Source organism: Actinocorallia aurantiaca (assembly GCF_039533685.1).
Classification (GTDB): Bacteria; Actinomycetota; Actinomycetes; order Streptosporangiales; family Streptosporangiaceae; genus Actinocorallia; species Actinocorallia aurantiaca.
In genome coordinates this window covers 359327-383720 of record NZ_BAAATZ010000029.1, presented here as the reverse complement: position 1 = coordinate 383720, position 24394 = coordinate 359327, and the positions used below count along the sequence as shown (strand labels likewise).

General features: G+C 71.0%; 22 protein-coding genes. 9 read left to right on the top strand and 13 right to left on the bottom strand.

Annotated features, from left to right (window positions below):
* The first annotated feature begins 41 nt into the window (after nucleotides 1–41).
* A complete protein-coding gene (locus tag ABD327_RS29775) occupies nucleotides 42–1580 on the top strand; it encodes an AMP-binding protein (RefSeq protein ID WP_344455258.1) in 1539 nt (512 codons plus the stop codon).
* Nucleotides 1581–1668: 88 nt separating this feature from the next.
* Here ABD327_RS29775 and ABD327_RS29770 read toward each other — a convergent pair whose 3' ends face one another.
* The 6 genes from ABD327_RS29770 to ABD327_RS29745 are packed head-to-tail and all read right to left on the bottom strand — an operon-like array spanning nucleotide 1669 to nucleotide 8244.
* Nucleotides 1669–4329: a fumarate reductase/succinate dehydrogenase flavoprotein subunit gene (locus ABD327_RS29770; protein WP_344455256.1), complete on the bottom strand. Its 2661-nt coding sequence runs from the start codon at nucleotides 4327–4329 to the stop codon at nucleotides 1669–1671.
* Entirely contained in the window at nucleotides 4329–5138 is an 810-nt protein-coding gene (locus tag ABD327_RS29765) for an ABC transporter ATP-binding protein (protein WP_344455253.1), read from the bottom strand. The genes ABD327_RS29770 and ABD327_RS29765 overlap by 1 nt, the downstream gene beginning before the upstream one ends.
* Entirely contained in the window at nucleotides 5135–5899 is a 765-nt protein-coding gene (locus ABD327_RS29760; RefSeq protein ID WP_344455251.1) for an ABC transporter permease, read from the bottom strand. Before ABD327_RS29760 ends, ABD327_RS29765 begins: the two co-directional genes overlap by 4 nt.
* Nucleotides 5896–7257 (bottom strand): ABC transporter substrate-binding protein, encoded by a 1362-nt coding sequence (locus ABD327_RS29755; RefSeq protein ID WP_344455249.1) that lies wholly within the window; start codon nucleotides 7255–7257, stop codon nucleotides 5896–5898. Before ABD327_RS29755 ends, ABD327_RS29760 begins: the two co-directional genes overlap by 4 nt.
* Nucleotides 7258–7269: 12 nt before the next feature.
* Nucleotides 7270–7497 carry a 4Fe-4S dicluster domain-containing protein gene (locus ABD327_RS29750; RefSeq protein ID WP_344455247.1) on the bottom strand — a complete coding sequence of 76 codons (228 nt, stop codon included), beginning with the start codon at nucleotides 7495–7497 and terminating at the stop codon, nucleotides 7270–7272.
* Nucleotides 7498–8244, bottom strand: coding sequence for a GntR family transcriptional regulator (locus tag ABD327_RS29745; protein ID WP_344455245.1), 747 nt, complete (start codon nucleotides 8242–8244; stop codon nucleotides 7498–7500).
* A 621-nt stretch (nucleotides 8245–8865) separates the two neighbouring features.
* Here ABD327_RS29745 and ABD327_RS29740 point away from each other — a divergent pair.
* A complete protein-coding gene (locus tag ABD327_RS29740; RefSeq protein WP_344455243.1) occupies nucleotides 8866–9474 on the top strand; it encodes a hypothetical protein in 609 nt (202 codons plus the stop codon).
* Nucleotides 9475–9578: 104 nt separating this feature from the next.
* Here ABD327_RS29740 and ABD327_RS29735 read toward each other — a convergent pair whose 3' ends face one another.
* Entirely contained in the window at nucleotides 9579–10544 is a 966-nt protein-coding gene (locus ABD327_RS29735) for a helix-turn-helix transcriptional regulator (protein ID WP_344455241.1), read from the bottom strand.
* Nucleotides 10545–10607: 63 nt separating this feature from the next.
* On the opposite strand from ABD327_RS29735, the gene ABD327_RS29730 reads away from it, so the two are divergent.
* The gene (locus tag ABD327_RS29730; RefSeq protein ID WP_344455239.1) at nucleotides 10608–11753 is read left to right on the top strand and encodes an epoxide hydrolase family protein; all 1146 of its coding nucleotides are present in this window, start codon (nucleotides 10608–10610) and stop codon (nucleotides 11751–11753) included.
* A gap of 93 nt (nucleotides 11754–11846) precedes the next feature.
* Here ABD327_RS29730 and ABD327_RS29725 read toward each other — a convergent pair whose 3' ends face one another.
* The 4 genes from ABD327_RS29725 to ligA form a co-directional block, all read right to left on the bottom strand.
* Nucleotides 11847–12494 (bottom strand): response regulator, encoded by a 648-nt coding sequence (locus tag ABD327_RS29725; RefSeq protein ID WP_344455236.1) that lies wholly within the window; start codon nucleotides 12492–12494, stop codon nucleotides 11847–11849.
* Nucleotides 12491–13651 carry a sensor histidine kinase gene (locus ABD327_RS29720; protein ID WP_344455234.1) on the bottom strand — a complete coding sequence of 387 codons (1161 nt, stop codon included), beginning with the start codon at nucleotides 13649–13651 and terminating at the stop codon, nucleotides 12491–12493. Before ABD327_RS29720 ends, ABD327_RS29725 begins: the two co-directional genes overlap by 4 nt.
* Nucleotides 13652–13656: 5 nt before the next feature.
* Nucleotides 13657–15843 (bottom strand): MMPL family transporter, encoded by a 2187-nt coding sequence (locus ABD327_RS29715; protein WP_344455232.1) that lies wholly within the window; start codon nucleotides 15841–15843, stop codon nucleotides 13657–13659.
* Nucleotides 15844–16052: 209 nt separating this feature from the next.
* Nucleotides 16053–18122, bottom strand: a complete 2070-nt coding sequence (ligA, locus tag ABD327_RS29710; RefSeq protein WP_344455230.1) for an NAD-dependent DNA ligase LigA — start codon at nucleotides 18120–18122, stop codon at nucleotides 16053–16055.
* Nucleotides 18123–18407: 285 nt separating this feature from the next.
* Between ligA and ABD327_RS29705 the strand changes: the two genes are divergently transcribed.
* The 3 genes from ABD327_RS29705 to ABD327_RS29695 all read left to right on the top strand — a co-directional run bounded on the left by ABD327_RS29705 (nucleotide 18408) and on the right by ABD327_RS29695 (nucleotide 19810).
* Nucleotides 18408–18605 carry a hypothetical protein gene (locus tag ABD327_RS29705; protein ID WP_344455228.1) on the top strand — a complete coding sequence of 66 codons (198 nt, stop codon included), beginning with the start codon at nucleotides 18408–18410 and terminating at the stop codon, nucleotides 18603–18605.
* Nucleotides 18606–18607: 2 nt separating this feature from the next.
* Nucleotides 18608–18772, top strand: a complete 165-nt coding sequence (locus ABD327_RS29700; protein WP_344455226.1) for a hypothetical protein — start codon at nucleotides 18608–18610, stop codon at nucleotides 18770–18772.
* Between the two features lie 189 nt (nucleotides 18773–18961).
* Nucleotides 18962–19810 carry an aldo/keto reductase gene (locus ABD327_RS29695; RefSeq protein ID WP_344455224.1) on the top strand — a complete coding sequence of 283 codons (849 nt, stop codon included), beginning with the start codon at nucleotides 18962–18964 and terminating at the stop codon, nucleotides 19808–19810.
* A 47-nt stretch (nucleotides 19811–19857) separates the two neighbouring features.
* On the opposite strand, the gene ABD327_RS29690 is transcribed toward ABD327_RS29695, so the two are convergent.
* Nucleotides 19858–20688 carry an ABC transporter permease gene (locus ABD327_RS29690; RefSeq protein WP_344455222.1) on the bottom strand — a complete coding sequence of 277 codons (831 nt, stop codon included), beginning with the start codon at nucleotides 20686–20688 and terminating at the stop codon, nucleotides 19858–19860.
* Nucleotides 20685–21593 (bottom strand): ABC transporter ATP-binding protein, encoded by a 909-nt coding sequence (locus ABD327_RS29685; protein WP_344455220.1) that lies wholly within the window; start codon nucleotides 21591–21593, stop codon nucleotides 20685–20687. Before ABD327_RS29685 ends, ABD327_RS29690 begins: the two co-directional genes overlap by 4 nt.
* 133 nt (nucleotides 21594–21726) lie before the next feature.
* On the opposite strand from ABD327_RS29685, the gene ABD327_RS29680 reads away from it, so the two are divergent.
* The 3 genes from ABD327_RS29680 to ABD327_RS29670 all read left to right on the top strand — a co-directional run bounded on the left by ABD327_RS29680 (nucleotide 21727) and on the right by ABD327_RS29670 (nucleotide 24317).
* Complete coding sequence (locus tag ABD327_RS29680) at nucleotides 21727–22971, top strand: sensor histidine kinase (protein ID WP_344455218.1); 1245 nt, start codon at nucleotides 21727–21729, stop codon at nucleotides 22969–22971.
* Entirely contained in the window at nucleotides 22968–23630 is a 663-nt protein-coding gene (locus ABD327_RS29675; RefSeq protein ID WP_344455216.1) for a response regulator, read from the top strand. The genes ABD327_RS29680 and ABD327_RS29675 overlap by 4 nt, the downstream gene beginning before the upstream one ends.
* A gap of 90 nt (nucleotides 23631–23720) precedes the next feature.
* On the top strand, nucleotides 23721–24317 hold the full coding sequence (locus ABD327_RS29670) for a GNAT family N-acetyltransferase (RefSeq protein WP_344455214.1): 597 nt from the start codon (nucleotides 23721–23723) through the stop codon (nucleotides 24315–24317).
* Nucleotides 24318–24394 lie beyond the last annotated feature (77 nt).

Sequence of the window (24394 nt, the reverse complement as noted above, 5' to 3'; positions counted from 1 at the left end):
CTACCTATCGCTTGCTTGCTTCGCTGATCTAGTCTGGCGCCGTGACGGCTTTCAATCTGGCGGATCTGTTCGAGATCGTGGCTGATGCCTGTCCCGACCGGACGGCCCTGGTCGCCGGTGATGTCCGGCTCACCTATCGGCAGCTCGACGAGCGGGCCACACGGGTGGCGAACCATCTGCTCGACGCGGGTGTCAGGCCCGGACAGCACGTGGGCGTGCTCAGTTATAACCGGGCGGAGTGGCTCGAGACGATGATCGGGTGCTTCAAGGCACGGGTGGCGCCGGTCAACGTCAACTACCGCTACATCAAGGACGAGCTCTCCCACCTGCTCGGCGACTCCGAGTGCGTCGTGCTGGTCGCGGAGGCCGACCTGCTCGAGAACGTCAACCGGGCCGATCTACCCCTTCTGCGGCATGTGGTGGCGGTCGGCGGGCCGGCCCCGCAGGCGGAGGAATACGAGGACGCGCTGGCGTCGGCGTCGCCTTCACGGGCGAAAGTGCTGGAACGGACGGGCGAGCGCAGCGGCGACGATCCGTACCTCCTCTACACCGGCGGCACCACGGGGCTGCCGAAGGGGGTGCTGTGGCGGTCGGAGGACATCTTCTTCTCCGCCATGGGCGGCGGGAACCACGGAGGGACGCCGATCGCCGACCCGTCCGAGCTGTCCGTGGCGGCCGAACGGGAAGGGCTGCGCGCCCAGGTCCACGCGCCGCTGATGCACGGCGGCGGGCAGTGGATCACCTGGATCACCCTGACCACCGGCGGCACGGTGATCCTCTACACCGGGCGCCGGTTCGACGCGGCCGAGGCGCTGGAACTCGCCTCGAGGGAGCGCACGCAGGTCCTGATGCTCGTCGGCAACGGCATGGGGCATCCGGTCGCCGAGGAGCTGTCCGCCCGCCGGTACGACCTGGAGGTCTTCGCCTTCGGTTCCGGCGGCGCCCCGCTGTCGGACGAGGTGCGGGCCAAGCTGCTCACGGTCGTCCCGAACGCTTACGTGTCCGACAACCTCGGCGGCTCGGAGACCGGCGCGATGGGCCCGTCCCTCGGCGGCGGGCGCTTCCAGCTCCACCCCCAGCTGGCCGTGCTCTCCGACGATCTGCTTCCCGTGGCGCCCGGTGAGACCGGAACCCTCGCACGCACCGGCAACATCCCGGTCGGCTACTGGAAGGACGAGAAGAAGACCGCCGCGACGTTCAGGACCGGCCCCGACGGGCGGCGCTGGGCGCTGCAGGGCGACTACGCCCGGCTCAACGAGGACGGCACGGTCACGCTGCTCGGCCGCGGTTCGCTCGTCATCAACACCGGCGGCGAGAAGGTCTTCACCGAGGAGGTCGAGGCGGCCCTGCGCACCTGCCCGGGCGTCACGGACGCCATCGTCGTCGCGCTGCCGGACGAACGCCTGGGCTCCAAGGTGGCCGCCGTCGTCGCGGGGACCGCCGCCGAAGAGGACCTGACGGCCCACTGCCGCACCCTCCTGGCCGGTTACAAGATCCCCCGCGTTCTCGCGGTGGTCCCGGAGCTCCAGCTCACCGCGGTGGGCAAACCCGATTACGCCTGGGCCCGCACCCGGTTCTGAGCACCGGCCACGCGGCGGCTTCGGGTTGCGCGCCGTGGCGGTTCTCAGCGCGATGGCGCCCCCGGGCCTCGTCGGCGCGGCGGGCCGATCACCGGTCGAGGGCACGGCGGGCGTAGGCGCGGACGTCGGCGTCGGAGTCCTTCAGGGCTCTGGTCAGGGCTTCCTCTCGTTCGGGGGTGGGAGCATGGGAGGTCAAAGAGATAACGGCCGCTTTGCGCACATCCAAGTGGGGATCCTCCAAGGCGGTGATGAGGGGGGCCGTCGCTTCGGGGCCGGCGGCGGAGAGGGCCGTCGCGGCGCCTGCGCGGACCTCCCAGGACCGGTCCGCCAAAGCGGGGACGGCCACGCCGGGGGCTCCGTCCAGGAACGCGAACGCCTTGAACGCGGCGGCGCGTACCAGCGGGTCGGGGTCGGCGGCGAGGGCGCGCAGGACGGGTGCGGCCTCGGGGCCGGCCAGGTGGCCCAGACCTGCGGCGACAGTCGTTCGCACCTCACGGGAGGCGTCGGAGGCCGCACGCGAGACGGCCGCTACATCGTCCAGCGAGACCAACCCTCGGACGGCCTGGAGGCGGACGCGGTGGTCGTCGTCCTGGAGAGCGGCGGCGAACAGAGCCGCGTCGGCCAGGCGCAGAGCCCGCAGGACGTCCAGGGACGCGGCGCGCACCGTCGGGTCGGAGTGCGGGGACCGCAGGGCGGCGGCGAGTTCACCGCTCGGCGGGATGACCTCGACGAGTTCGCGTAGCGCGGTGGCGGCGGCGTGCCGTACCGAGGCGTGCACGTCATCGAGGGCACCGGCCAGTGCCGTCGCGAACCCTTCGGGCACGACCTCGGTGAGGGTGGCGACGGCCGCGCGGCGCACCTTCGGGTCGGGATCGGCCAGGTAGGGGATGATGTCGGCGGTGCCCGGCGCGGATTCGGCCAGCCGCAGCAGCTCCAGGATGCGGGGCGAGCGGGCCGCAGCCGACGGGCCGCCTCCGGCTGCGGCAGAGCGGGACGAGGACGTGTACTCCATCGGCGGGGCTGTCTCGACGACCGTCCGCTCGAGGCCTTCCGGCACGGTGAACCCGTCCACCTCCACCAGGTAGGGGTTCACCGGGATCTTCACGAACTCCATGTGCCCGTCCTCGCGCCGCCGCACGTTCAGGTGCGAGAACCAGGAGGCGTCGTCGCGGACGGGCAGGTCGGCGCGGTCGTGGTACAGGCCCCAGCGGCTCTCGGTGCGCACCAGCGAGGCGCGGGCGGCGAGCTCGGCGCAGTCGCGGATGAAGGTGACCTCGGCGCAGCGCATCAGCTCGTGCGGGGTCCGCGCGCCCATCGCGGCTATCTCGTCCGACATCCGCACGAACGCCTCGAGCGCCAGCTCCAGCTTCGCGCCGGTCTTGGGCGGCGCGACGTAGTCGTTGACGAACCGGCGCAGCTTGTACTCCACCTGCGGCTGCGGCGGCCCGTCGGGGTTGCGCAGCGGACGGTAGATCAATTCGTGGGCCGCGGCGATCTGCGCCTCGTCCGGCTCGCCGTGCCGGACCGTCGCGGCGGCGTCCTCTCCCGCGAGCTCCCCGAACACGAACGCGCCGATCATGTAGTTGTGCGGGACGCACGCCAGGTCGCCCGCCGCGTACAGGCCGGGCACGGTGGTGCGGGCGTGGTCGTCGACCCGCACCCCTGACGCCGAGTGCCCGCCGCACAGGCCGATCTCGGAGATGTGCATCTCCACGTCATGGGTGCGGTAGTCGTGGCCCCGCCCGGCGTGGAAGGTGCCGCGGGTGGGCCGCTCCGTGGTGTGCAGGATGCCCTCGAGCCGGGAGAGCGTCTCGTCCGGCAGGTGGGTGGTCTTCAGGTAGATGGGGCCGCGCGCCGAGTCGATCTCCCGCTTGACCTCGGCCATCATCTGACCCGACCAGTAGTCGCAGTCGACGAACCGCTCCCCCCGGCTGTTGACCTGGTAGCCGCCGAACGGGTTGGCGACGTACGCGCAGGCCGGACCGTTGTAGTCCTTGATGAGCGGGTTGATCTGGAAGCATTCCAGCCCGCTGAGCTCGGCCCCCGCGTGGTAGGCCATCGCGTACCCGTCGCCGGCGTTCGTGGGGTTCTCGTACGTGCCGTACAGGTAGCCGGAGGCGGGCAGCCCGAGCCGTCCGCACGGGCCCGTCGCCAGGACGACGGCCCCCGCGCGCACCACGACGAACTCCCCGGTGCGGGTGTTGAAACCCGCCGCGCCGACCGCGCGCCCGCCGGACGTCAGCACCCGCACCGGCATCACCCGGTTCTCGATGCGGACCTTCTCCCGGATGCGCCGCTGACGCAGCACCCGGTACAGGACCTTCTTGACGTCCTTGCCCTCGGGCATGGGCAGCACGTAGGCGCCCGACCGGTGGACGCGCCGCACCGCGTACTCGCCGTGCTCGTCCTTCTCGAACTTGACGCCGTAGCCCTCGAGCCGCTTGACCATGGCGTATCCGCGGGTGGCGGTCTGCCAGACGGTCCGCTGGTCGACGATGCCGTCGTTGGCGCGGGTGATCTCCGCGACGTAGTCCTCGGGGGTGGCCATGCCGGGGATGACGGCGTTGTTCACGCCGTCCATGCCCATGGCCAGCGCCCCGGAATGCCGCACGTGCGCCTTCTCCAGGAGCAGGACCTGCGCGCCGTGCTCGGCGGCGGTGATGGCCGCCATCGTTCCGGCGGTCCCGCCGCCGACGACGAGGACGTCGCAGGTCAGTTCGGTCCGCTCCGACAGTGCGGGGATCTGCATCAGGTGGTCTCCAGGGTCTGGGCGCCGAGCGAGGCCAGTACGCGGGCGCGCAGCGCGGGGTCGACGGACGTGCGGGGGTGTGCGACCTCGACGAGGTCGGCGAGCCCGCCGCCGCCCAGGACGGCGACGCGGTCGCCGAGCAGGAGCGCCTCGTCCACGTCGTGCGTGACGAACACGATCGTGGTGTCGGCGTTCCACACCTCGGTGAGCAGCCGCTGCATCTCGTGGCGGGTCTGGGCGTCCAGCGCGCCGAACGGCTCGTCCATGAGGACGGCGCGCGGCCGCCCGGCCAGGGTGCGGGCGAGCTGGACGCGCTGGCGCTGCCCGCCGGACAGGTCGCGCGGCAGCCGCCTCTCCAGGCCCGCCAGGCCGACGCGGGCCAGCCAGTCGGCGGCGCGGGCGTCGCGTTCGGCGCGCGGCACCCGCTGGATCGCCAGCGGCAGGGCGATGTTCGCGCGGGCGCTGCGCCAGGGCAGCAGCGCGTCCTCCTGGAACATCAGCGCCCGGTCGGCGGACGTACCGCGTATCGGCTCGCCTCCGGCGAGCAGCTCGCCCGAGGCGACGGGCAGCAGCCCGGCCAGGGCGCGCAGCAGGGTGGACTTGCCGCAGCCGGACGAGCCCGCGACGGCGAGGATCTCGCCCGCCGCGACGTCCAGGTCCAGTCCGGTGAGAACGTGCTGTCCTGTGGGACGACCCCCAGCCCCCCGAAGTCCGGTTCGGCCGATCCTCGCTTCGCTCCGGTCGCCCGAACCGGGCCTGCCGGCGTAGGAGAGGGAGAGGTCCTTGATCTGGAAGGAGAGTCCGCTCATCGGTGCGCCTCCGCGGGGAGCCAGCGGGTGGCGCGGCGGCCGAGCAGCTCCACCGCCCCGGAGGTGAGGAAGCCCAGCAGCCCGATCGTGATGATCCCGACGAGGACTCCGGGGTAGTCGACGATCGTGTAGGACGCCCAGGTGCGGTAGCCGACCCCGAACTGACCGGAGATCATCTCGGCGGAGATGAGGCAGATCCAGGCCACTCCCATGCCGACCGACAGGCCGCCGAAGACCCCCGGCAGGATCCCGGGCAGCAGCACGCCGGTCAGCACCCGGATCCGGCCGCCGCCCAGGGTGCGCACCGCGTCCTCCCAGACGGGCGGGAGGGCGCGCACCGCGTGCCGGGTCGAGACCATGATCGGGAAGAAGGCGGCGGCGAACGTGATGAACACGATGCCCTGCTCGCTCTGCGGGAACAGCAGGATCGCGATCGGCACCAGCGCGATCGCCGGGACGGGGCGGGCCAGTTCGAACAGGGGCAGCAGCAGGTCCCCGGCCCGGCGGGAGCGGGCCACGAGCGTGCCGATCAGGCCGCCGAAGACCGCGGCGAGCACGAACCCAGTGAGGATGCGCACCAGGCTCTGGGCCAGGTCCTGGTAGTAGACGCCGGTGGTGAGCTGACGGCCGAACTCCGCCAGCACGTCGCCGGGGCCGGGAAAGCGGTCGAAGCGCAGCAGGAACACCACGTCGTGCTCGGTCAGCAGGTACCACAGGCCGAGGGCCGCGAGCGGCGAGCCGACGCGCAGCAGGAACCTCACGCCTCCTTCACCGCCGCTTCGTAGGAGACGGGCGTGGCCCCGGGGTGGGAGGCGGCGTAGGCGTCGGCGTTCTCCTGTGTGGCGAACGGCAGGAAGGCGTCACCGTCGCGGAGCCAGACGCTGTGGTCGGCGAACCAGCGGGTGCCGGTGAGCGCGTCGGGCACATATGCGGCGCGGATCTTCTTGCCGGAGCCCTGCGCTTCGCGGACGGCCTTCAGCAGTGCGTTCGGGTCGGCGGAGGGCCGGGTGCTCTGCTCGCCGTCCAGCCACAGCTCCCCCGCCTTGTCGGGGTCACCGGGCAGGGCGGCCCCGTTGGCGGTCTCGGCGACGTCTGCTTCGTAGGACGGGCCGTAGGCGTCGCGGATGTAGGTGTCGTTGAAGAACGACGGGACGTCCAGAGGCTTGTCCAGGACGCCGATCGACTTCAGGAACGGGACGTCCTGCTCGAACGCCTTGCGCTGGGACGGCTTGATCGTCACGTCGAAGGTGGAGATGCCGTTGGGGCCGTTGTAGAGGTAGACGGTCTCGGGGGCCAGGCCCGTCTCCTTCGCGACGGATTCGGCGGCCTCGAGCGGGTGCTCGTGCAGGTAGGTCGTGGCCTGGATCTGCGCCTTGAGGAACGCCTTGAGCACGTCGCCGCTGTCCTGGCCGAACTTCCGGCGGACGACCGTGCCGTGGAAGGTCGGCACGTTCAGGGAGCCGCCGTCGTACAGCAGGCGGGCCTGCCCGGCCTGGACGAGCTGGCCCGGCCAGGCGACGAACTGGGCGAGCGCGGCGACGCCCCCGGACTGCAGCGCCGAGGCGCCGACCGAGGGCTGCTGGTTCTCGGTCGTGATGTCCTCGGCGGCGTCCAGCCCGAGCTTGTCCAGCGCCTGCACGAGGGTGCCGTGCCCGGCAGAGCCGACGCTGGCCGAGACGTTCTTCCCCTTGAGGTCGCGCAGGGTGCGGGCCGGCGAGTCCGGGGCGACGACGACGCCGTTGAGGGCGCCCCGCAGGTTGTATCCGGTGACGGCGACCAGTTCGGTGTGGGCGTCGCCGCCCTGGGCCTGGGCGCGGGAGCCGTTGATGAGCAGCGGGTAGTCGCCCATCGAGCCGATGTCGATCTTCCCGGCGAGCATCTCGGCGGTGATGGGCGCGCCGGACTCGTAGTCCTGCCAGACGACTTGGTACTTCTCGCCGAGGTTCTTCTCGAAGTAGCCGAGCGAACGCAGCAGCGTCCCGGCGGTCACGGTGTTGATGGTCTTGGACTGGTAGCCGACGACGACCTTCGTCCTGCCCTCGGCGGCCTCTCCGGCGACTGTGCAGGCCGACGCGGCCAGGGCGGGGACGAGGAGGAGGGAAAACGCGAGTCTCTTCATCGCAGGGGCCTTCTATCGCAGCAGGTAGGGGATGTTGACGGTGACGGCGCCCGTGGGGCAGCGGTCGGCGCACGGGCCGCAGTACCAGCACTCGTCCACGTACATGTGGGCCTTGCCCGTCTCGGGGTCCAGGGCCAGGGAGTCCAGCGGGCAGACGTCGATGCAGAGGGTGCAGCCCTCGATGCAGAGGGAGGGGTCGACGGTGACCGGCACGTCCTGCCGGTTGGGGACGAGAGGCATCTACAGGCTCCTGTGGAGGGTGCCGCGCATGGTGAGCCGGTCGCCGCGGAAGCGGATGAACTCCAGGTCGACCGGACGGGCGTCGGCGAGATGGGTGAGCCGTTCGACCAGCAGCAGCGCAGTTCCGCGCGGTGCTTCCAGGACGGCGGCGGAGTGCGGGTCGGCGTTGACGGCCTCGACGGTGAGGTCGGCCCGGCCGAGCGGGCCCTTCAGGCGTTCGATCAGCACGAAGACGTCCTCGTGCTCGAGGTCCTCTTCGAGCAGGGCGCGTCCCAGCTCCGGTTCCAGGTAGGTCTGGTCGAGGCTGAGCGGCACCCCGTTGAGCCGCCGCAGCCGCTCGAGGTAGACCACGGGCGTGTCGTCGGGCAGCGCGAGCCGCGCGGTGATCTCGGGGGACGGGGTGATGAGCCCGCGGGCCCGCACCTCGTTGACGATCTCGCCGTGCTCGTGGAGCGTCTCGCCGAGTCCGAGGAGCCGGTGCAGTCCGTGCGGCACCTTCCCGACGGCCGTGACGACCGTTCCGACCCCCGGCAGCCGCTCGATGAGCCCTTCCCCGCGCAGGAGGTCGAGCGCGTCGCGGACGGCGTTGCGGGTCGTGCCGAACTCGGCGACGAGCCGCTCCTCCTTGGGCAGCACGCCGCTCTCGAACGCCCTCCGCTGGATCTGGCAGCGGAGCACGTCCGCCACCTGCCGGGCCCGGTCGGCCCGCAGCCGCAGGCCGTCGCTGAGGTCGTATGCGCTGGTCACGCCAAAAACCTAGCAAGCCGGTAGGGAAACTTAGATAACGAGAAGGTCACGCCACCCGATGCCCCCGCCCGGCCAGCACCGAAGCCCGAAACTCCCCTACTTCCGCCACCCCGGGAAGCCGCCGACCTCGACCGAGAGCCGGGTCCGGTCCGCAGTGGACGGCCCTCATCGCCACGGAGCGCACCGCTCGGCACTCGCCGGTATTCGAACCATGCATTTTCGGAAACGGGTGTTCCATCCGGCCCTGACCTGCATTAATCACTTATTGACACAACTGGTTTACTCATTCACCATGATCGATTTTCGTCATGTGCTCAAGCTTCGGACCCCTGGCGCCGCCGGTACCTCATCCCTGCGGTCCAGCGCCCCTGAACAGGCAAATCCTTGATCTCAATAGCCCTGGCCAATTTAATCGATCGAATCTGGAAGGAAATTCGTCAATGAGGTTCTTGTGTCGATCGCAATTCGTACGTAATCTTCCCGGCAGTGGCCTCACATCCGGAACGGCCGTCCGAGTGGAAAGATCCATTGCTCTCGACAGAGAGATTCAGTGAGGCTGCGAGGGGTGCGCACTCCGTCATTCCGCTCCATCTCTCCACCCCCCTGAAAGAGGAGAAGGAAATGCGAAAGAGTTCAGCGGCATGCATGGTGGCCGCCGCGGCGGCCACCGCCGTCGTCTGCGTCAGTCCCCCGGCCTTCGCCGCCACCTGGACCGTCACGCCCGGCGGCGCCGTCACCGGCACCGCCGGCACGACGACGCTGAAGGACGTGAACACGGGAGCGACGCTCACCTGCAGCTCCTCGACGACGAACGCGACAGTCCAGAGCGGAAGCGGCTTGTCCGGCACCGCGATCGCCACCGTCACCAACGCCAGTTTCAACAGCTGTAAAGGCCCGTTGGGCATCAGGTTCAACGTGACCAACAACGCCGTGTCCTACCAGCTCAACGCCAACTCCTACTCGGCCGGCGTCACCAGCGGGACGCTGGACAACATCACGGCCACCCTGAGCGGGCCGCTCTGCTCCGCGTCGGTCGGGGGGACCACCTCCACCACTCCCGGCAGCGTCACCGGCACCTACACCAACGCCACCCACACGCTGTCGGTCAGCGGCGGCAACCTGCACGTCTGGAACGTCTCCGGCTGCTTCGGCCTCCTGAACAGCGGTGACGCCGTCTCCTACACCGCGAACTACGTCCTCAGCCCGGCTATGACCATCACCAGCCCTTGACCCGACCCCGGCGGGCGGCCGCATCCGCGCAGCGGAACGGCCGCCCGCCGGGCACGACGTCGACGGTCCCCGCGAGGCCTTGACCGGGCCGCCGCGACCGGGGCTCAATCGGAGTCCGGGGGCGGAACGGCGTCGGCGAGCCGGGCGGTGAGCGCGCGGATGTGCTCGATCAGCTCGGGCGGCTCGTGGACGGCGAAGGGCACCCCTGCCAGCGCCACCCACAGGGCCAGCTCGTCGAGCGAGTTGGAGCCGCAGGTCAGCGTGCAGGTCCGCGCGTCGACGGGCTCGACGGTGCCCGTCGTCGGGGCGAAATGCCGGCTCACCTCCTCGGCGGGCGCGTGCATGGTGAAGCGGCCCTGGTATCGGTAGGGCGAACTCGATATCGCGTGGGAGGCGTACCCGGCGAGGTCGGTGGAGGGAGGATCGCGGGGGACGAAGCGCGGGCCGTTGGGGGTGCGGAGGGCGAGCCGGTCGAGGCGGAAGGTGCGCCAGTCCGCGCGCTCGAGGTCATAGGCGACCAGGTACCACCGGCGGCCGGTGGCCACGAGGCGGTGCGGCTCCGCCGAACGCCTGCTCTGGCCGCCGTCATGGGTGAGGTAGTCGAACCTGAGGGTCTCGTGGTCGCGGCAGGCGGCCGTGACCGCTGTCAGGGTGTCCGGATCCACCGCGGACCCGCCCGCCATCAGGGGAACGGTCATCGACTGCAGCGCGTGGACGCGGTGGCGCAGCCGGGAAGGCAGCACCCGCTCCAGTTTGGCCAGCGCCCGAACCGAGCTGTCCTCGATACCGGTCACGGCCAGGCCCGCGGCGGTGCGCAGCCCCAAGGCGACCGCCACCGCCTCCTCGTCGTCCAGCAGCAGCGGCGGCAGGTCGGATCCGGCGCCGAGCCGGTACCCGGCCGCTCCCGCGACGGCGTGCACGGTGTAACCGAGTTCGCGCAGCCGGTCGACGTCGCGGCGGACGGTGCGCGGGCTCACGTCGAGCCTGTCGGCCAGTTCCGTACCCGACCATGAACGAGGGCTCTGCAGCAGTGACAGCAGTCTGAGCAGGCGAGCCGAAGTCTCCAACATGTCTTCCACTATGCCGTCGACCTAGGACATGAACTGACCTAAGTGCTTCATAGCCTCTTCAGCATGAACAGCAGCGCAGAGATCCTTCCCTTCCGTATCGAGATCCCCCAGGCCGACCTGAACGACCTGAACGACCGGCTGGCGGCGACCCGGTGGCCTGACGAGCTGCCCGGCGTGGGCTGGTCCTACGGGGTCCCCGCCGGCTACGCGAAGAAACTCGCCGAGCACTGGCGCACCGGCTTCGACTGGCGTGCCGCCGAAGCGCAGTTGAACGCCTTCCCGCAGTTCACGACCGAGATCGACGGGCAGAACATCCACTTCCTGCACGTCCGCTCGCCCGAACCCGACGCGCTGCCGCTGATCCTGACGCACGGCTGGCCGGGCTCTGTCGCCGAGTTCATGAAGATCATCGGCCCGCTCACCGACCCTTCGGCGCACGGCGGCGACCCGTCCGACGCGTTCCACGTCGTCGCCCCGTCGATCCCCGGGTTCGGCTTCTCCGGCCCCACCACCGAGACCGGCTGGAACATGCGGCGGGTCGCCGGAGCGTGGGCGAAACTGATGGACCGACTCGGCTACCGGCGGTACGGCGCGCAGGGCGGCGACAGCGGCGCTGTCATCTCGCCGATGCTGGGCCTCGCCGCGCCCCGGAACGTCGTCGGCGTACACGTCAACGGCGGGCTCGGGTTCCCGACCGGCGACCCGGCCGAGTTCGAGGGGCTGACCCCGGCGGAACTCGCCCGCCTCGGCCAGTACCAGGACCAGGACCGGGCCGGCTACGCGATCATCCAGGCGACCCGGCCGCAGACCCTCGCGTTCGGGCTGCACGACTCCCCCGCGGCGCAGCTGGCCTGGATCGTGGAGAAGTTCAAGGAGTGGACCGACCCGGCCCGCGAACTGCCCGAGGACGCGGTGGACATCGACCAGATGCTCACCGACGTGAGCATCTACTGGTTCACCGGGACCGCCGCCTCGGCCGCCCGCTTCTACAAGGAAGAGCAGAAGTCGTGGGGGTCGGCGACCGAGTACTCGGCGCTGCCGCACGGCGTCGCCGTCTTCCCAGGCGACCCCGGCGTCAGGCGCATAGCCGAACGCGAACACCACATCGTGCACTGGTCGGAGTTCGACCGGGGCGGCCACTTCCCCGCGATGGAGGCCCCCGACCTGCTCGTCGAGGACATCCGGGCCTTCTTCCGCCTCGTCAGGTGAGTTCCTGATGCCCGGTGCGGCCTCCGCTCGCTCCAGCAGGTGGACGGCCGCGCACACGTGGCCGGGCACCGACGGCGTTCCGAGGCTACGCGGTCAGCGGGACCTCGGGGGGCGGGTCAGGAGGCCGCGGTCGAGTGCCACGACGACGGCGTGGGTGCGGTCGCTGACGTCGAGTTTGGCGAAGACCCGGAGGAGATGGGTTTTGACGGTGGCTTCGCCGATGAAGAGGCGTTCGCCGATCTCGGCGTTGGACAGGCCGTCGGCGACGGCGCCGAGGACGTCGACCTCGCGAGGGGTCAGTGACGTCTCCGCGGGTCGCCGCATGCGGGCGACGAGTCGTTCGGCGACCCGAGGCGCCAGGACCGTCTCGCCCCGGGCGGCGGAGTGGACGGCGGCGACGAGCTGTTCGCGGGTGGCGTCCTTGAGCAGGTAGCCGATGGCGCCGGCTTCGACGGCGCGCTCGATGTCGGTGTCGGTGTCGTAGGTGGTGAGGATCAGTACTCGTGTCCTGCCGGGGAGGGCCAGAATCGAGGCGGTGGCGGCGACGCCGTCCATGACGGGCATCCGCAGGTCGACGAGAGCCACGTCGGGGGCCAGCCGTTCGGCGAGTTCGACGGCTTGGCGGCCGTCGGCGGCCTCCCCGACGATGGCGAGGGTCGGTTCGGACGCCAGGAGGGCGACGATGCCCGCGCGCATGGCGGGGTGGTCGTCGACCACGATGACGCGAAGGGGCTCGGTCATGCCGGGTGCCTCTCCTGGGTGGGGATCGCGGCAAGGACGCGGGTGCCCTCGCCGAGGGAGCTGGTGACGGTGAGCTCGCCGCCGAGATCGGCCAGGCGTCGCCGCATGCCGTCGAGGCCGAAGCCGTGGGCGTCAGCGGTGCGGAAGCCGCGTCCGTCGTCGGTGATCTCCAGTTCGATGGTGTCAGAGCGGCGGGCCAGAACGACGCTCACGGTGGTGGCGGCGGAGTGTTTGCGCACGTTGGCGAGGGATTCCTGGGTACAGCGCAGCAACGTGATCCGGGCGGGCTGGTCGCAGTCGAGGTCGGGGAGATCGGCGATGACGGTGAGGCCGGTGTCCTCGGCGAATCGGTCCAGGGTGCGGCGCAGGGTCCGGGCGATGGAACCGGCTGTGACGGTCGGAGCGGATCCGACGAGGGCACGGGCCTCGGCGAGGTTGTCGCGGGCGGTGCGCTCGATGGACAGCAGCTGCCGGGAGGCGCGTTCGGGGTCGGCGGCGATGCCTTCGCGGGCGGCCTCGGCCAGGGCGATGATGGAGGCGAAGCCCTGGGCGAGGGTGTCGTGGATCTCCCGGGCGAGCCGTTCACGTTCGTCGGCTGCGCCTTGGCGCTGGTGGGCCTCGACGAGCCCTCGTTGGGCGACGTCGAGTTCGGCGCTGAGGCGGCGGACGCGCTCGTCACGCTGCTCCAATATGCGGTGCATCCATGCTCCCAGGAGCGCTCCGGCGACGTAGCCGATGAGGGTGGAGACGGCGTTGCCGGTGAGGAAGTCGACGTTCCAACCGTGCCGGAGAGCCCCGCCGACGACGGTCGTCGCGGCCGCGGCGCCGCTGAGGGCGACGGCGTCCCGAGGGCGGCGGGCGTAGATCCAGAACAACGGGAGGGACACGACGTAGAGGGCCGCGCCGCCGCCGAGCAGGAAGGACATCGCGCCGGTGAAGAAGACGAGCACGCACAGGAACGCGTAGGGGCGCAGCAGGCGTGCGTCGGCGAGCGCGTAGCAGGCGGCGGCCGCGGCCGACAGCCCCACCGACCAGTACCGGGCCGCACCGGGCTGGTCCCACACGGCGATCACCGGAGGGCACAGTCCCAGGAACGTCCAGCCGACGGCGTACCACCGGTGGAGTGTTCCGGGCCGGTCGGGGGGCTGCGGATTCATGTTGATCAGCCTACTTTCGCCGGGTTCGCCGCAGCGGCGGGCCGGGTTCGGCGGGCGGTACGGGAGGGCCACCAGGTCCGGTCGCCGAGCATCAGCAGGAGGGCGGGCAGGACCAGAATCCGGATGACGACGGCGTCCAACAGGACGGCGACCGCCAGGGCGAAGCCCATCTGCTTCATCTCCATGATGTGCAGGCCGACAAAACTGGCGAACACGGTCACCATGACGAACGCGGCACTGGTGACGACGCCCGCGGACCGTCCGATGCCGTCGAGCACGGCACGGCGGGTGGGCACGCCGTCCAGGACGGCCTCCCTGATCCGGCTGAGGACGAACACCTGGTAGTCCATGGACAGACCGAAGAGGATGACGAACAGGAACAACGGGACGCGGGAGCCGATGGATCCGGTGGAGGTGAAGTCGAGCAGGCCTTCGGCCCAGGTGTGCTGGAAGACCAGGACGAGCAGGCCGAGGGAGGCGCCGGCCGACAGGAGGTTCAGGACGACGCCGACGAGGCCGAGGACCACGGAGCGGAACGCCCGTGCGGTGACGACGAACGTCACCAGGAGCAGGGCCCCGATGATGAGGGGGAGCTTGTCCTTCTGGTGCTCGGGATAGTCGGCGTAGCGGGCGACGTCGCCGGTGACGGCGGTCTCGACGCCGTCCAGCGGGCCGAGAACGGCGGGGATGTGCTCGGCCCGCAGATCGTGCAGGGACGTGCGGGCTTCGGGCTCGCTGACATGGTGGGGCACAGGGAGTTCCAGCAGTTGGACGCGGCCGTCGGCGGAGGCGCGCAGGTCCGCGGTCCCGGTGAGCCGGGGATCGTCCTTGACACGGTCGGCGAGGTCGTGCAGCGCGGCGGCGGCCTCGGCGGTACGGCCGGGTTCGGCGTGCACGACGACCTGGTGCATGGACTTCAGCTCGGGGAACGCGGCGTTGAGCCGGTCGTAGGTCCGCATGGCGGGGATGTCGCGAGGGTGGGTCTCCCGGCCCATGTCGGTGAGATTCATGCTCAGAAGAGGAGCGGTCAGGAGCAGCAGGCCGGTCACGGCGACGCCGAGCGCGACGGCGGGGTGGGTGCTGGTCAGGCGCAGCAGAACGGCGGTGATCCGGCCACCGCCGTTCCGCGGTCGGCGGGCCGCCTTGGCGCCGTGCCGGGCGGCCTTGCGTGCGGCCCGGCGTTCGGCGCGGACGCCGAGCTTGACCAGCAGAGCGGGCAGGATGGTCAGCGAGCTGGCCACGGCGACGAGCGAGACGATGATCGCGCCGGTGGCGATGGAGGAGAAGATGACGTCGTCGGCCAGGTAGAGGGTCGCGCTGGAGACGGCGACGGCGATACCGGACAGCACGACGGCGCGTCCGGAGGTGGCGGCGGCCAGTTCGACCACGGCCTGCGAGGTGAGGCCGCCGCCGGAGCGGGCGCGTTCCTCACGTTCGCGCTTGAGGTAGAAGAGCGTGTAGTCGACGCCGACGGCCAGCCCGATCAGCAGGATCACATTGGTGCCGACTCCGGCGTCGGGGAAGGCGTGCGAGGCGAGCATCGACAGGCCGATGGAGGCGGCGATCGAGGACAGCGCCAGCAGCAGCGGCACGACGGCCAGCGCGATGGAGCCGAAGACGAGCAGCAGGGTGATCAGCGTGACGGGCAGCGCGATCGCCTCGGTGCGGGCCAGGTCGCTGCTGCGCAGCTCCCCGACGCCTTTGCTGATCGAGGGGCTGCCGGTCTCCTCCACGAGCAGGCCGGGGTGCGCCTTCTGAACTTCGGCGGTCTGGGCGTGGAGCGGGTCGACGTGCTTCTTGCCGTCGAGTTCGGGGCCTTTCAGGGTGATGTCGACGCGCAGAGCGGTGCCGTCGGCCGAGCGGACCGGCCCGGCGACGGACTCGACCTCGGGCAGGGCACGCATTCGCTCGGTGACGTCGCGCGCGGCGACGTCGGCGGCGGTGAGGTCGAGGGCGCCGGCACGGCCGGAGATCAGCACGCGTTCGACGGGCTTCTGCCCCAGCCCGCCCTCGGCCGCCATGGCCTCGGCCCGTCCCGCCTCGCCGACGCGGAAGTCCTCGGTGGTGGCGGCGTTTCCCCCGATGGTGAGCCCGGCCCCCAGGCACAGGACGACGAACAGGAACCAGCCGACGATGGCGCGCCACGGGTGCCCGGCACTCCACCGGGCCGTCCGCACAGGAAGATCGTTCATGCCTACGATGCTGGCCGTCACGCCTGTTCCGCCGACAGCCTCGACCGGTGGGACGCGGGGTCCACCGATCGGTGGACCCCGTCGAAACGGGTGGGCCGTTCACCGCCTGCGGCGCCGGGCCGTTCAGGAAGGCGCGGACCGGTGTACCCCGTAGGCACCGTGCAATGACGAGGTGATTCCCGGTTGCCGGTGCTTTCGGGGCCCGGTCTTCACAGGTGGTCGGCCACCAGGACGGCGAACTCGTCCGGGGTGATGACGCGGGTGCCGAGGGTCTCGGCCTTGGTCTTCTTGGAGCCGGCCTTCGCGCCCGCGACCAGCAGGGCGGTGGACTTGGAGACGCTGGAGGAGGCCCTGCCGCCCGCGCGTTCGATGAGCTCGTTCATCTCGTTGCGGGACAGGGACTGAAGGGGGCCGGTCATGCCGCCGGTGACGACGACGGCCATGCCGGACAGGGGAAGACCCGAGTTCTCGGACGCCTCGGCCTCGGCTCGCTCCTCGGGAGGGACGGCGCCGGGCTCGGTCATGTTGACGCCCGCGGCGATCAGCTTGTCGACGAGCGGGGCGATCTCGGCGAGTTCGGCGACGAGCACGACGGCCTTCTCCGGGCCGATGCCGTCGACCCGCTGCACCTGCTCGACGTCGGCGGCGCGCACGCGGTCCATCGTGGCGAAGTGACGGGCGATGCGCCGCGACATGGAGCGGCCGGTGCCCCGGACGCCGAGCGCGGCGAACACCCGCGACAGCGGCTTGCCCCTGGCCGTGTCGATCGCGGCGAGGAGGTTGTCGGTCGAGGTCTCCCCCATCCTCTCCAGGCCGAGGATCTGCTCGCGGGTGAGGGTGAACAGGTCGGCGAAGTCGGCGATCAGCCCCGTCTCGACCATCTGGACGACGCGGGTGCGGCCAAGGCCTTCGATGTCGAGCTGGTCGCGGCCGACGGCGTAGCTGATGGAGGCGACCGCGTTGCAGGCCCGGCCCAGGGCGCACCGCCACCGTTCCTGGGAGCGGTCGATGTCCCCGCCACAGTCCGGACAGGTCTTCGGGAAGGCGATCGGCTGCTCCGCCCCGGTGCGGGCCTGCACCACCGGGGCCTCCACGCGCGGGATGACGTCGCCGGCCTTGTAGACGGTGACCTGGTCGCCCAGCATCAGACCGCGGCGGGTGATGTCGGCGGGATTGTGCAGGGTCGCGTAGGTGACGATCGTGCCGTCGATCTCGACCGGCTCCAGCACGGCGCGCGGCGCGATCACCCCGGTCCGCCCGACGGCCCACTCCACCTCCCGCAGGGTGGTGATCCTGGTGTCGGCGGGCAGCTTGTAGGCGATCGCCCAGCGCGGCGCCCGGCTGGAGAACCCGGCCTCCTCCTGGTCGGCGGCGGAGTCGGCCTTGATGACGATCCCGTCGATCCCGAACGGCAGCCCGGCACGGGCGGTCGCGATCTCCTCGACGCGCGCCAGCACCTCGTCCACGGTCGCGTACCCGATCGGCCCCGGCACTGCGGCGGCGCTGGTGCGCACGCCGAGTTCGGCGAGCAGCTCCATGATCTCGGTGTGCGGCGCCCGCACCAGCCGTTCTGACAGCTCGGAGCCCTCCTCCAGGGGCAGCGCTCCGTAGCCGAAGAACGTCCATTCCACCTGGTAGGGGCGGTCCTTGGCCCGCAGGCTCCCGGCGGCGCCGGAGCGGGGGTTGGCGAACGCGCCGCCGCCGTGCTCGGTGCGCAGCCGGTTCGCCTCCTCGAACTGCTCGCGGGTCAGCAGGACCTCGCCGCGGACCTCGACCGTCACCGGCCGCCCGAGCTCGGCGGGCAGGCCGACGATCGAGCCGATCGCGTGCGAGACGTCCTCACCGGCGGCGCCGTCGCCCCTGGTCACCAGCTGGACCAGCCGGCCCTCCCGGTAGCGCGCCGAGATCGCCAGCCCGTCCAGCTTGGCCTCCACCGCCCATCCCGCCACCGGCCGTCCGAGCCGCCGCTCCACCCCGGCCGCCCACGCGGCCAGCTGCTCGGACGAGAACACGTTGTCCAGCGACAACATCGGCCGCGTGTGCGGAACGTCCCCGACGACGGCCCCTCCGGCGACCTTCCCCGTCGGCGAGCCGGGCAGCACCTGCTCGGGGTGCGCCTCCTCCCACGCGGCGATCCCGCGCACCAGCCGGTCGAAGGCGTCGTCGTCCAGCGTCGATGACCCGTCCACGTAGTAGGCGGTCGAAGCCGCCACGGCCAACTCGACCGCCGCGGCGTAACCGGGGGCGTCGGTGATCTCGGTGAGAGGAGCGGTGTTCATGGTCATATTCTCTCGCCCCTTACTGACATTTCTCACTGGTCGCGGCGACGGAGAGGGGCCTGACGAGCATCGGAGCGGAAAGTCCCGTCAGCGGCCCCGGCACGCACCGGCGCCGCCTGGAACGACGAACACCGCGCCATCCGGCAAAAGAACATTTGCTGGAGATGGGTCCCCTTGACGGACAGAAGCCGCTCCCAGCGTTGATCGTCAGGGTATGGGCCTACAAGCAGCGATAGGTCCGCGAAGGTAGATATGTGAGCGGCGTTCATGTACAGGGCGGAGGACATGCGGATCGAGACGGTCCCCGACCGGCCCTGCGAGAACCCGCCGACGCGCTGGTGCGGGCGGAGCGTGCGCCTGCGCATCCGTGCATTCCCTATCGGCCACGGCCGAGAGGACTTCTATGGGCGCGAGCTCACCGCTGCCGTCGAGGAGGTCGGTTCCAAGGTCGCCGCGACGATCGAACTCGTCCCCGAAAGGTGATCATGAAGCACACCACCCTGGGAGACCTCGACGTCTCCCGTATCGGCCTCGGCACAATGGGCATGTCCTTCGGCTATACCGGCGCGGGCGGCGACGACGCCGAGTCCGTTCGCACCATCCACCGGGCGCTGGAGCTGGGCGTCACGTTCCTCGACATCGAAAGCTGACTCCGGCGGCGGCCTCGCCCGGGGTCCGGCTCATCCGGTTCATCGGCCATCCGCGCCCTCGACGGTCTGCTCGTGCCGGGCGAGGCCGCCCTCACCGGACACGCCCCGTATCCGCTGACCGACCGCAGGGTAGCGGCGACGGCTCCAATGCCGGAAGCGCCCGTGCCCTGCCGCAAGAAAGGGCATTTCATGCAGACCATCACCTTGAACAACGGTGTCCAGATGCCGATCCTCGGCTTCGGCGTCTACCAGATCCCGTCCGAGGAGACCGAGAAGGCCGTCACCGAGGCCCTCGCCACCGGATACCGCCTCCTCGACACCGCGGCCGCCTACCGCAACGAGGAGGCGTTCGGCCGGGCGATCGCCGGCAGCGGCATCCCGCGCGAGGACTTGTTCATCACCACCAAACTATGGGTCCAGGACGCCCCTGGAGAAGACAACACCAAGCGGGCGTTCGATGCCTCGCTGCGCAGGCTCGGTCTGGACTACCTCGACCTCTACCTGATCCACCAGCCGTACGGCGATGTGTACGGCGAATGGCGCGCGATGCAGGATCTGCACCGGGAAGGCCGGATCCGGGCGATCGGGGTGTCCAACTTCCAGCCCGACCGGCTGGTGGACCTCATCGAGCACAACGAGGTCACGCCCGCGGTGAACCAGATCGAGATCAACCCGTTCTACCAGCGGGCCGACGAACAGGACCTGATGCGCGACCGCGGCATCCAGACCGAGGCGTGGGGGCCGTTCGCCGAGGGCCGCAACAACCTCTTCTCCCACCCGGTGCTCGGCCGGATCGCCGACGCGCACGGCAAGTCCATCGCCCAGGTCGTACTGCGCTGGCTCGTCCAGCGCGACGTCGTCACGCTCGCCAAGACCGTCAGCGAGCAGCGGATGGCCCAGAACCTCGACGTGTTCGACTTCGAGCTCACCGACGACCAGGTGAACGCCGTCGCCTCCCTGGACACCGGCGCATCGCTGTTCTTCGACCACCGCGATCCCGCCATGGTCAGCCAACTCGGCAACGTCCGCGTCGACTGAATCAGCGGTGTTCACGGTCATGTCCTCTCGCCTCCCTCTGGCATTTCTCACTGGTCGCGGCGGCGCACGGCGGCGATGGTGAGAACGGCAGCGGTGAGCGCCCACACCGCGTAGACCGTCCAGGCTCCGCCGGTCGTCCACGGGAAGGCGGTCGGGACGTCTCCCGCCCCGGCGAGGCGAAGCCAGGCCTGGTAGGGCGTGGCGTGTCCGGCGACCGCCGACCAGTGGCGGTCGTCTGTGAGGGCTACGGGCGCGACGAAGAGGACCACCACCGAGGCGACCATGGTGGCGGCCGTCTTTCGGATGACGGTGCCGAGGGCCAGGCCGGCGAGCGAGCACACCGGGGCGAGGAGCGCGGACGCCAGTACGACGCGCAGGGCTCCGGGGTGGCTGATCGGGACGCCCGCACCCCGCGCGTCGAGGATCGCCTGGGTCAGGCCGAACGACGCGATCGTGACGAACGCGCCGAAGACGGTGGTGACCGCCGCGACGACGGCCGCCTTGGCCGCCATCACCGAACGGCGGGCCGGGACGGCGGCGAACGTCGTGCGGATGGTTCCCGTGCTGTACTCACCGATGATCGTGACGGCGCCGATGGCGCCGAGCGCGAGCATCATGATGAGGGCGGCGTTCACGGTGAAGGCCTCCTGAAGTGGAATCCCGTCACGGATGAAGCCGTTCCGGTCCGCCTCGCTCCGGGCCGTCCAGTAGTTGTAGGTGTCGTAGGCGGTGCCCGCGTTGAGGGCGATGACGGCCAGGGCGGTGGCCCCGTAGGCGATCCAGGTCGAGCGCAGGGACCGGAGTTTGATCCACTCCGCGGCGACCAGGTCGCCGAAGCGGGCGCGGGATTCGGCGGCGGGGACGTAAGTCGTGCTCAACGGAGGTCTCCTGCGAGGTACTGGACGCTGTCGGCGGTGAGTTCCATGAACGCCTCTTCCAAGGAGGCGGATCTGGTGCTGAGGTGGTGCAGCGGGACGCTGTGGTCCAGGGCGATCTCGCCGATCCGGGCCGCGGTCAGACCGGTCACGGCGAGCAGCTCGCCTTCCGCGTGCACCTTCGCGCCTTCGGCCGCCAGCAGGCCGGTCAGAGCGGGGGCGGCGGGCGTGCCCACCATGACGCTCCGCCGGGCGCCCCTGGCCGAGAACTCCGCGAGGCTCTCCGCCGCGATCAGTTCGCCGCGGCCGATGACGATCAGCTGGTCGGCGGTGTGCTCCATCTCGGACATCAGATGGCTGGAGACGAACACCGTACGGCCCTCGGCGGCGAGCCGCCGGAACAGTTCGCGCACCCATCTGACGCCTTCGGGGTCGAGGCCGTTGAGCGGCTCGTCGAAGATCAGCACCGGTGGGTCTCCGAGCAGCGCGGACGCGATGCCGAGCCGCTGCTTCATGCCGAGCGAGAACCCGCCGATCCGGCGTCGGGCCGCTTCGGTGAGCCCCACCTCCTCCAGTACCTCCTCCACCCGGTGTCGCGGGATGCGGTTGCCGCGGGCCAGTGCGGACAGGTGCGCGGCCGCGGTGCGCCCGCCGTGCACGTCGTGCGCGTCGAGGAGCGAACCGACGTGGAGCAGGCCGCGGGGGCGGTCGCGGAAGGGACGGCCGTCGACCGTGACGGTGCCGCCGGTCGGCTCGTGCAGGCCGAGGATCATCCGCAGCGTGGTGCTCTTGCCCGCTCCGTTGGGGCCGAGGAACCCGGTCACCCGGCCGGGGCGCACGGTGAAGGTCAGGTCCTTGACGGCCGTCGTGCCGCCGTAGCGCTTCGTGAGCCCTTTGACTTCGATCATGGGGACAACGGTGCCGGTGGATGGTCCTTCCCGTCGTCAGACCGTCGCCGGCAATCGTCCGGCGCGGGTGTCATCCCTGGTCGTACAGCCAGGGGCTGATGACCGGCACGGGTGGACGGCCTACGATCACGGGATGTCCGCTTCGCCGCCTATGCCCCTTCTCAAGCGCATACCGCCGGGCCTGTGGACGGCGCTGGTGTGGTTCACGATGGCGGTGTGGCCCATCGTCGAGTACGTCGTGATGCCGCCGCGGCAGGAGTACTCACTCGACTATCCCCGGGACGGCCTGGACCCGCTCGGGGCCAAGGCGCTGCTGGTCCTCGCCTTCTTGCTGGTCCTGGCCGGGAGCGCACTGCTGCGCCGCAGGACCCTGACGGCGTACGCGCTGGTGGTCGCCGGCACGGTCGTCTCGACGATGGCCTGGCGCCAGGACGAGATCCCGCCCATGCAGTTCCTGGGAGTGGACGTCGCCCTCGGCTACGTCGCGGCCGTCCGGTCCCGGCGCGGTTCTCTCGCCGCGGCGGCGGGGACGCTCGGGGTGCTCGCCGCCTACTTCGTCCTGCAGTCGCTCCGGGGAGGCGGTTCGGGCATCGCAGCCGAACCGTTCATGGCTCTGACCGTGGTCATCGCCTGGCTCGTCGGCAACTCGGTGCACCAGGCCCGGGCCCACACCGAAGAGCTGCACGCGCAGACCGCCGCCCGGGCCGTCGTCGCCGAGCGGCTGCGCATCGCCCGCGAGATGCACGACACGGTCGCCCACAGCATCGGCATCATCGCCCTGCAGGCCGGCGCCGCGGCCCGGGTCGTGGAGACCCAGCCGGGCAGGGCGCGCGAGGCGATGCTCATCGTGGAGAAGACGGGACGCGAGACGCTGACCGGGCTGCGGCGGATGCTCGGCGCGCTGCGCGAGGCCGACCGGGAGCAGGCCGGGAGGGGCCACAAGCAGGAGTCCTCTCCGCTGCGTCCGGCCGCCGGGCTGGCCGACGTGGAACGGCTCTCCGCGACGACCACGGCCGCCGGGGTCCGCGTGGAGGTGCGCTGGCTGGGCGAACGCCGCCCGCTGCCCGCGGACGTCGACCTCGCGGCATTCCGGATCATCCAGGAGTCGGTGACCAACGCCGTACGGCACGCGGGCTCCGATTCCTGTCGGGTGTGCGTCGACTACCGAGAGGACGAACTCGTCATCGAGATCAGCGACCGGGGGAAGGGCGGCGCCGGCATGGACACCGGGTACGGCCTGGTCGGCATGCGCGAGCGGGTCGCGCTGCTGCACGGCGACTTCACCGCCGGGCCGCGCCCTGAAGGCGGTTTCGCGGTGACGGCCCGGCTTCCGGTGCCGACGGGCGCCGAAACCGAAGAGAAGACGGGTGCCAGATGACCGTCCGTGTCGTGCTCGTCGACGACCAGCCCCTGGTCCGAGCCGCCCTGCAGATGGTCATCACGGACGCCGAGGACATGGAGGTCGTGGGCGAGGCCGCGGACGGCGCCGAAGCCGTCCGGCTGGCCGGGGAACTCGCCCCCGACGTCGTGGTGATGGACATCCGGATGCCCGGCATGGACGGCATCGAGGCCACCCGGCAGATCACCGCCGGCACCGGTTCGGCGCACGTCATCGTCCTGACGACCTTCGATGACGACGACTACGTCTACGGGGCTCTGCACGCCGGCGCGTCCGGGTTCCTCGTCAAGGACATGGCCTTGGACGACATCCTCGCCGCGGTGCGGATCGTCGCCTCCGGCGACGCGCTGATCGCCCCGAGCGTCACCCGCAGGCTCATCAAGGAGTTCGTCGGCCGCGCCCCGTCCGTCCCGGTCCGTCCGGCCAAGCCCGTCGACGGTGTGACCGCCCGGGAACGCGAGGTGCTGACCCTGGTCGGCAGGGGCCTGTCCAACACCGAGATCGCCGCCGAGCTCTGCATCAGCGTCGCCACCGCCAAGACCTATCTGACCCGTCTGCTCACCAAGCTCGACGCCCGGGACCGGGTGCACCTCGTGATCCTCGCCTACGAGGCGGGCCTGGTGGCCCCGTCCGGGTGAGCCTTCCGAACCCCGGAACACGGTGCCCGCCCGAGGCCCCCGGCACCCGGGGCGTACCGTAGACGGTCGTCGAGAGAAGGGAAGTGGCGAGTGAGGTCCGGCGAAGAGACGCTGACGTCAGTGGAGACCGGTCTGCGGAAGGCGGTGCCCGAGGACGCCCCCTCGGTGGCCGCGCTGGTGCAGTCGGCCTACCGAGGAGACTCCAGCAGGGCGGGCTGGACGACCGAGGCGGACCTGCTCGACGGGCGGAGGACCGACGCTGAGGCCGTGCTGGAGATCATCGAAGATCCGGACAGCCGGGTGCTGCTGATGGAGCAGGACGGAGAGCTGGTGGCCTGCTGCCAGGTGGAGCGTCAGGGCGACGCCGCCTACTTCGGCATGTTCGCCGTCCGCCCCACGCTGCAGGGTTCCGGCCTCGGGCGCCGCGTCCTGGCCGCGGCCGAACACGAGGCCCGCACGGCCTGGGGTTCCCGCGAAATGCAGATGACCGTCATTTCCATCCGCGCCGAGCTCATCGCCTGGTACGAGCGCCGCGGCTACCTCCGCACCGGTGAGAGGCGCCCCTTCCCCTACGCGGACGAGCGCTTCGGTGTCCCCCGCCGTCCCGACCTGGAGTTCGCCGTCCTCGTCAAGCCCCTGGCCGACGAGGCCGACGCCGCACCCGCCCACCCGTCCGCGGACGCCTGACCGAGACCGGGTCAGGGGCGACGGGGAAGGCCCCACCGGTCTCGGCGGGGTCGAGGACGGTGCGCAGGTGTTAGTTT

Excerpts from the sequence above, each read along its gene's own strand:
- ABD327_RS29770 (WP_344455256.1), bottom strand. The coding sequence starts at position 4,329 with ATGCAGATCCCCGCACTGTCGGAGCGGACCGAACTGACCTGCGACGTC.
- ABD327_RS29765 (WP_344455253.1), bottom strand. The coding sequence starts at position 5,138 with ATGAGCGGACTCTCCTTCCAGATCAAGGACCTCTCCCTCTCCTACGCC.
- ABD327_RS29755 (WP_344455249.1), bottom strand. The coding sequence starts at position 7,257 with ATGAAGAGACTCGCGTTTTCCCTCCTCCTCGTCCCCGCCCTGGCCGCG.
- ABD327_RS29750 (WP_344455247.1), bottom strand. The coding sequence starts at position 7,497 with ATGCCTCTCGTCCCCAACCGGCAGGACGTGCCGGTCACCGTCGACCCC.
- ABD327_RS29740 (WP_344455243.1), top strand. The coding sequence starts at position 8,866 with ATGCGAAAGAGTTCAGCGGCATGCATGGTGGCCGCCGCGGCGGCCACC.
- ABD327_RS29735 (WP_344455241.1), bottom strand. The coding sequence starts at position 10,544 with ATGTTGGAGACTTCGGCTCGCCTGCTCAGACTGCTGTCACTGCTGCAG.
- ABD327_RS29730 (WP_344455239.1), top strand. The coding sequence starts at position 10,608 with ATGAACAGCAGCGCAGAGATCCTTCCCTTCCGTATCGAGATCCCCCAG.
- ABD327_RS29725 (WP_344455236.1), bottom strand. The coding sequence starts at position 12,494 with ATGACCGAGCCCCTTCGCGTCATCGTGGTCGACGACCACCCCGCCATG.
- ABD327_RS29720 (WP_344455234.1), bottom strand. The coding sequence starts at position 13,651 with ATGAATCCGCAGCCCCCCGACCGGCCCGGAACACTCCACCGGTGGTAC.
- ABD327_RS29715 (WP_344455232.1), bottom strand. The coding sequence starts at position 15,843 with ATGAACGATCTTCCTGTGCGGACGGCCCGGTGGAGTGCCGGGCACCCG.
- ligA (WP_344455230.1), bottom strand. The coding sequence starts at position 18,122 with ATGAACACCGCTCCTCTCACCGAGATCACCGACGCCCCCGGTTACGCC.
- ABD327_RS29705 (WP_344455228.1), top strand. The coding sequence starts at position 18,408 with ATGCGGATCGAGACGGTCCCCGACCGGCCCTGCGAGAACCCGCCGACG.
- ABD327_RS29700 (WP_344455226.1), top strand. The coding sequence starts at position 18,608 with ATGAAGCACACCACCCTGGGAGACCTCGACGTCTCCCGTATCGGCCTC.
- ABD327_RS29695 (WP_344455224.1), top strand. The coding sequence starts at position 18,962 with ATGCAGACCATCACCTTGAACAACGGTGTCCAGATGCCGATCCTCGGC.
- ABD327_RS29685 (WP_344455220.1), bottom strand. The coding sequence starts at position 21,593 with ATGATCGAAGTCAAAGGGCTCACGAAGCGCTACGGCGGCACGACGGCC.
- ABD327_RS29680 (WP_344455218.1), top strand. The coding sequence starts at position 21,727 with ATGTCCGCTTCGCCGCCTATGCCCCTTCTCAAGCGCATACCGCCGGGC.
- ABD327_RS29675 (WP_344455216.1), top strand. The coding sequence starts at position 22,968 with ATGACCGTCCGTGTCGTGCTCGTCGACGACCAGCCCCTGGTCCGAGCC.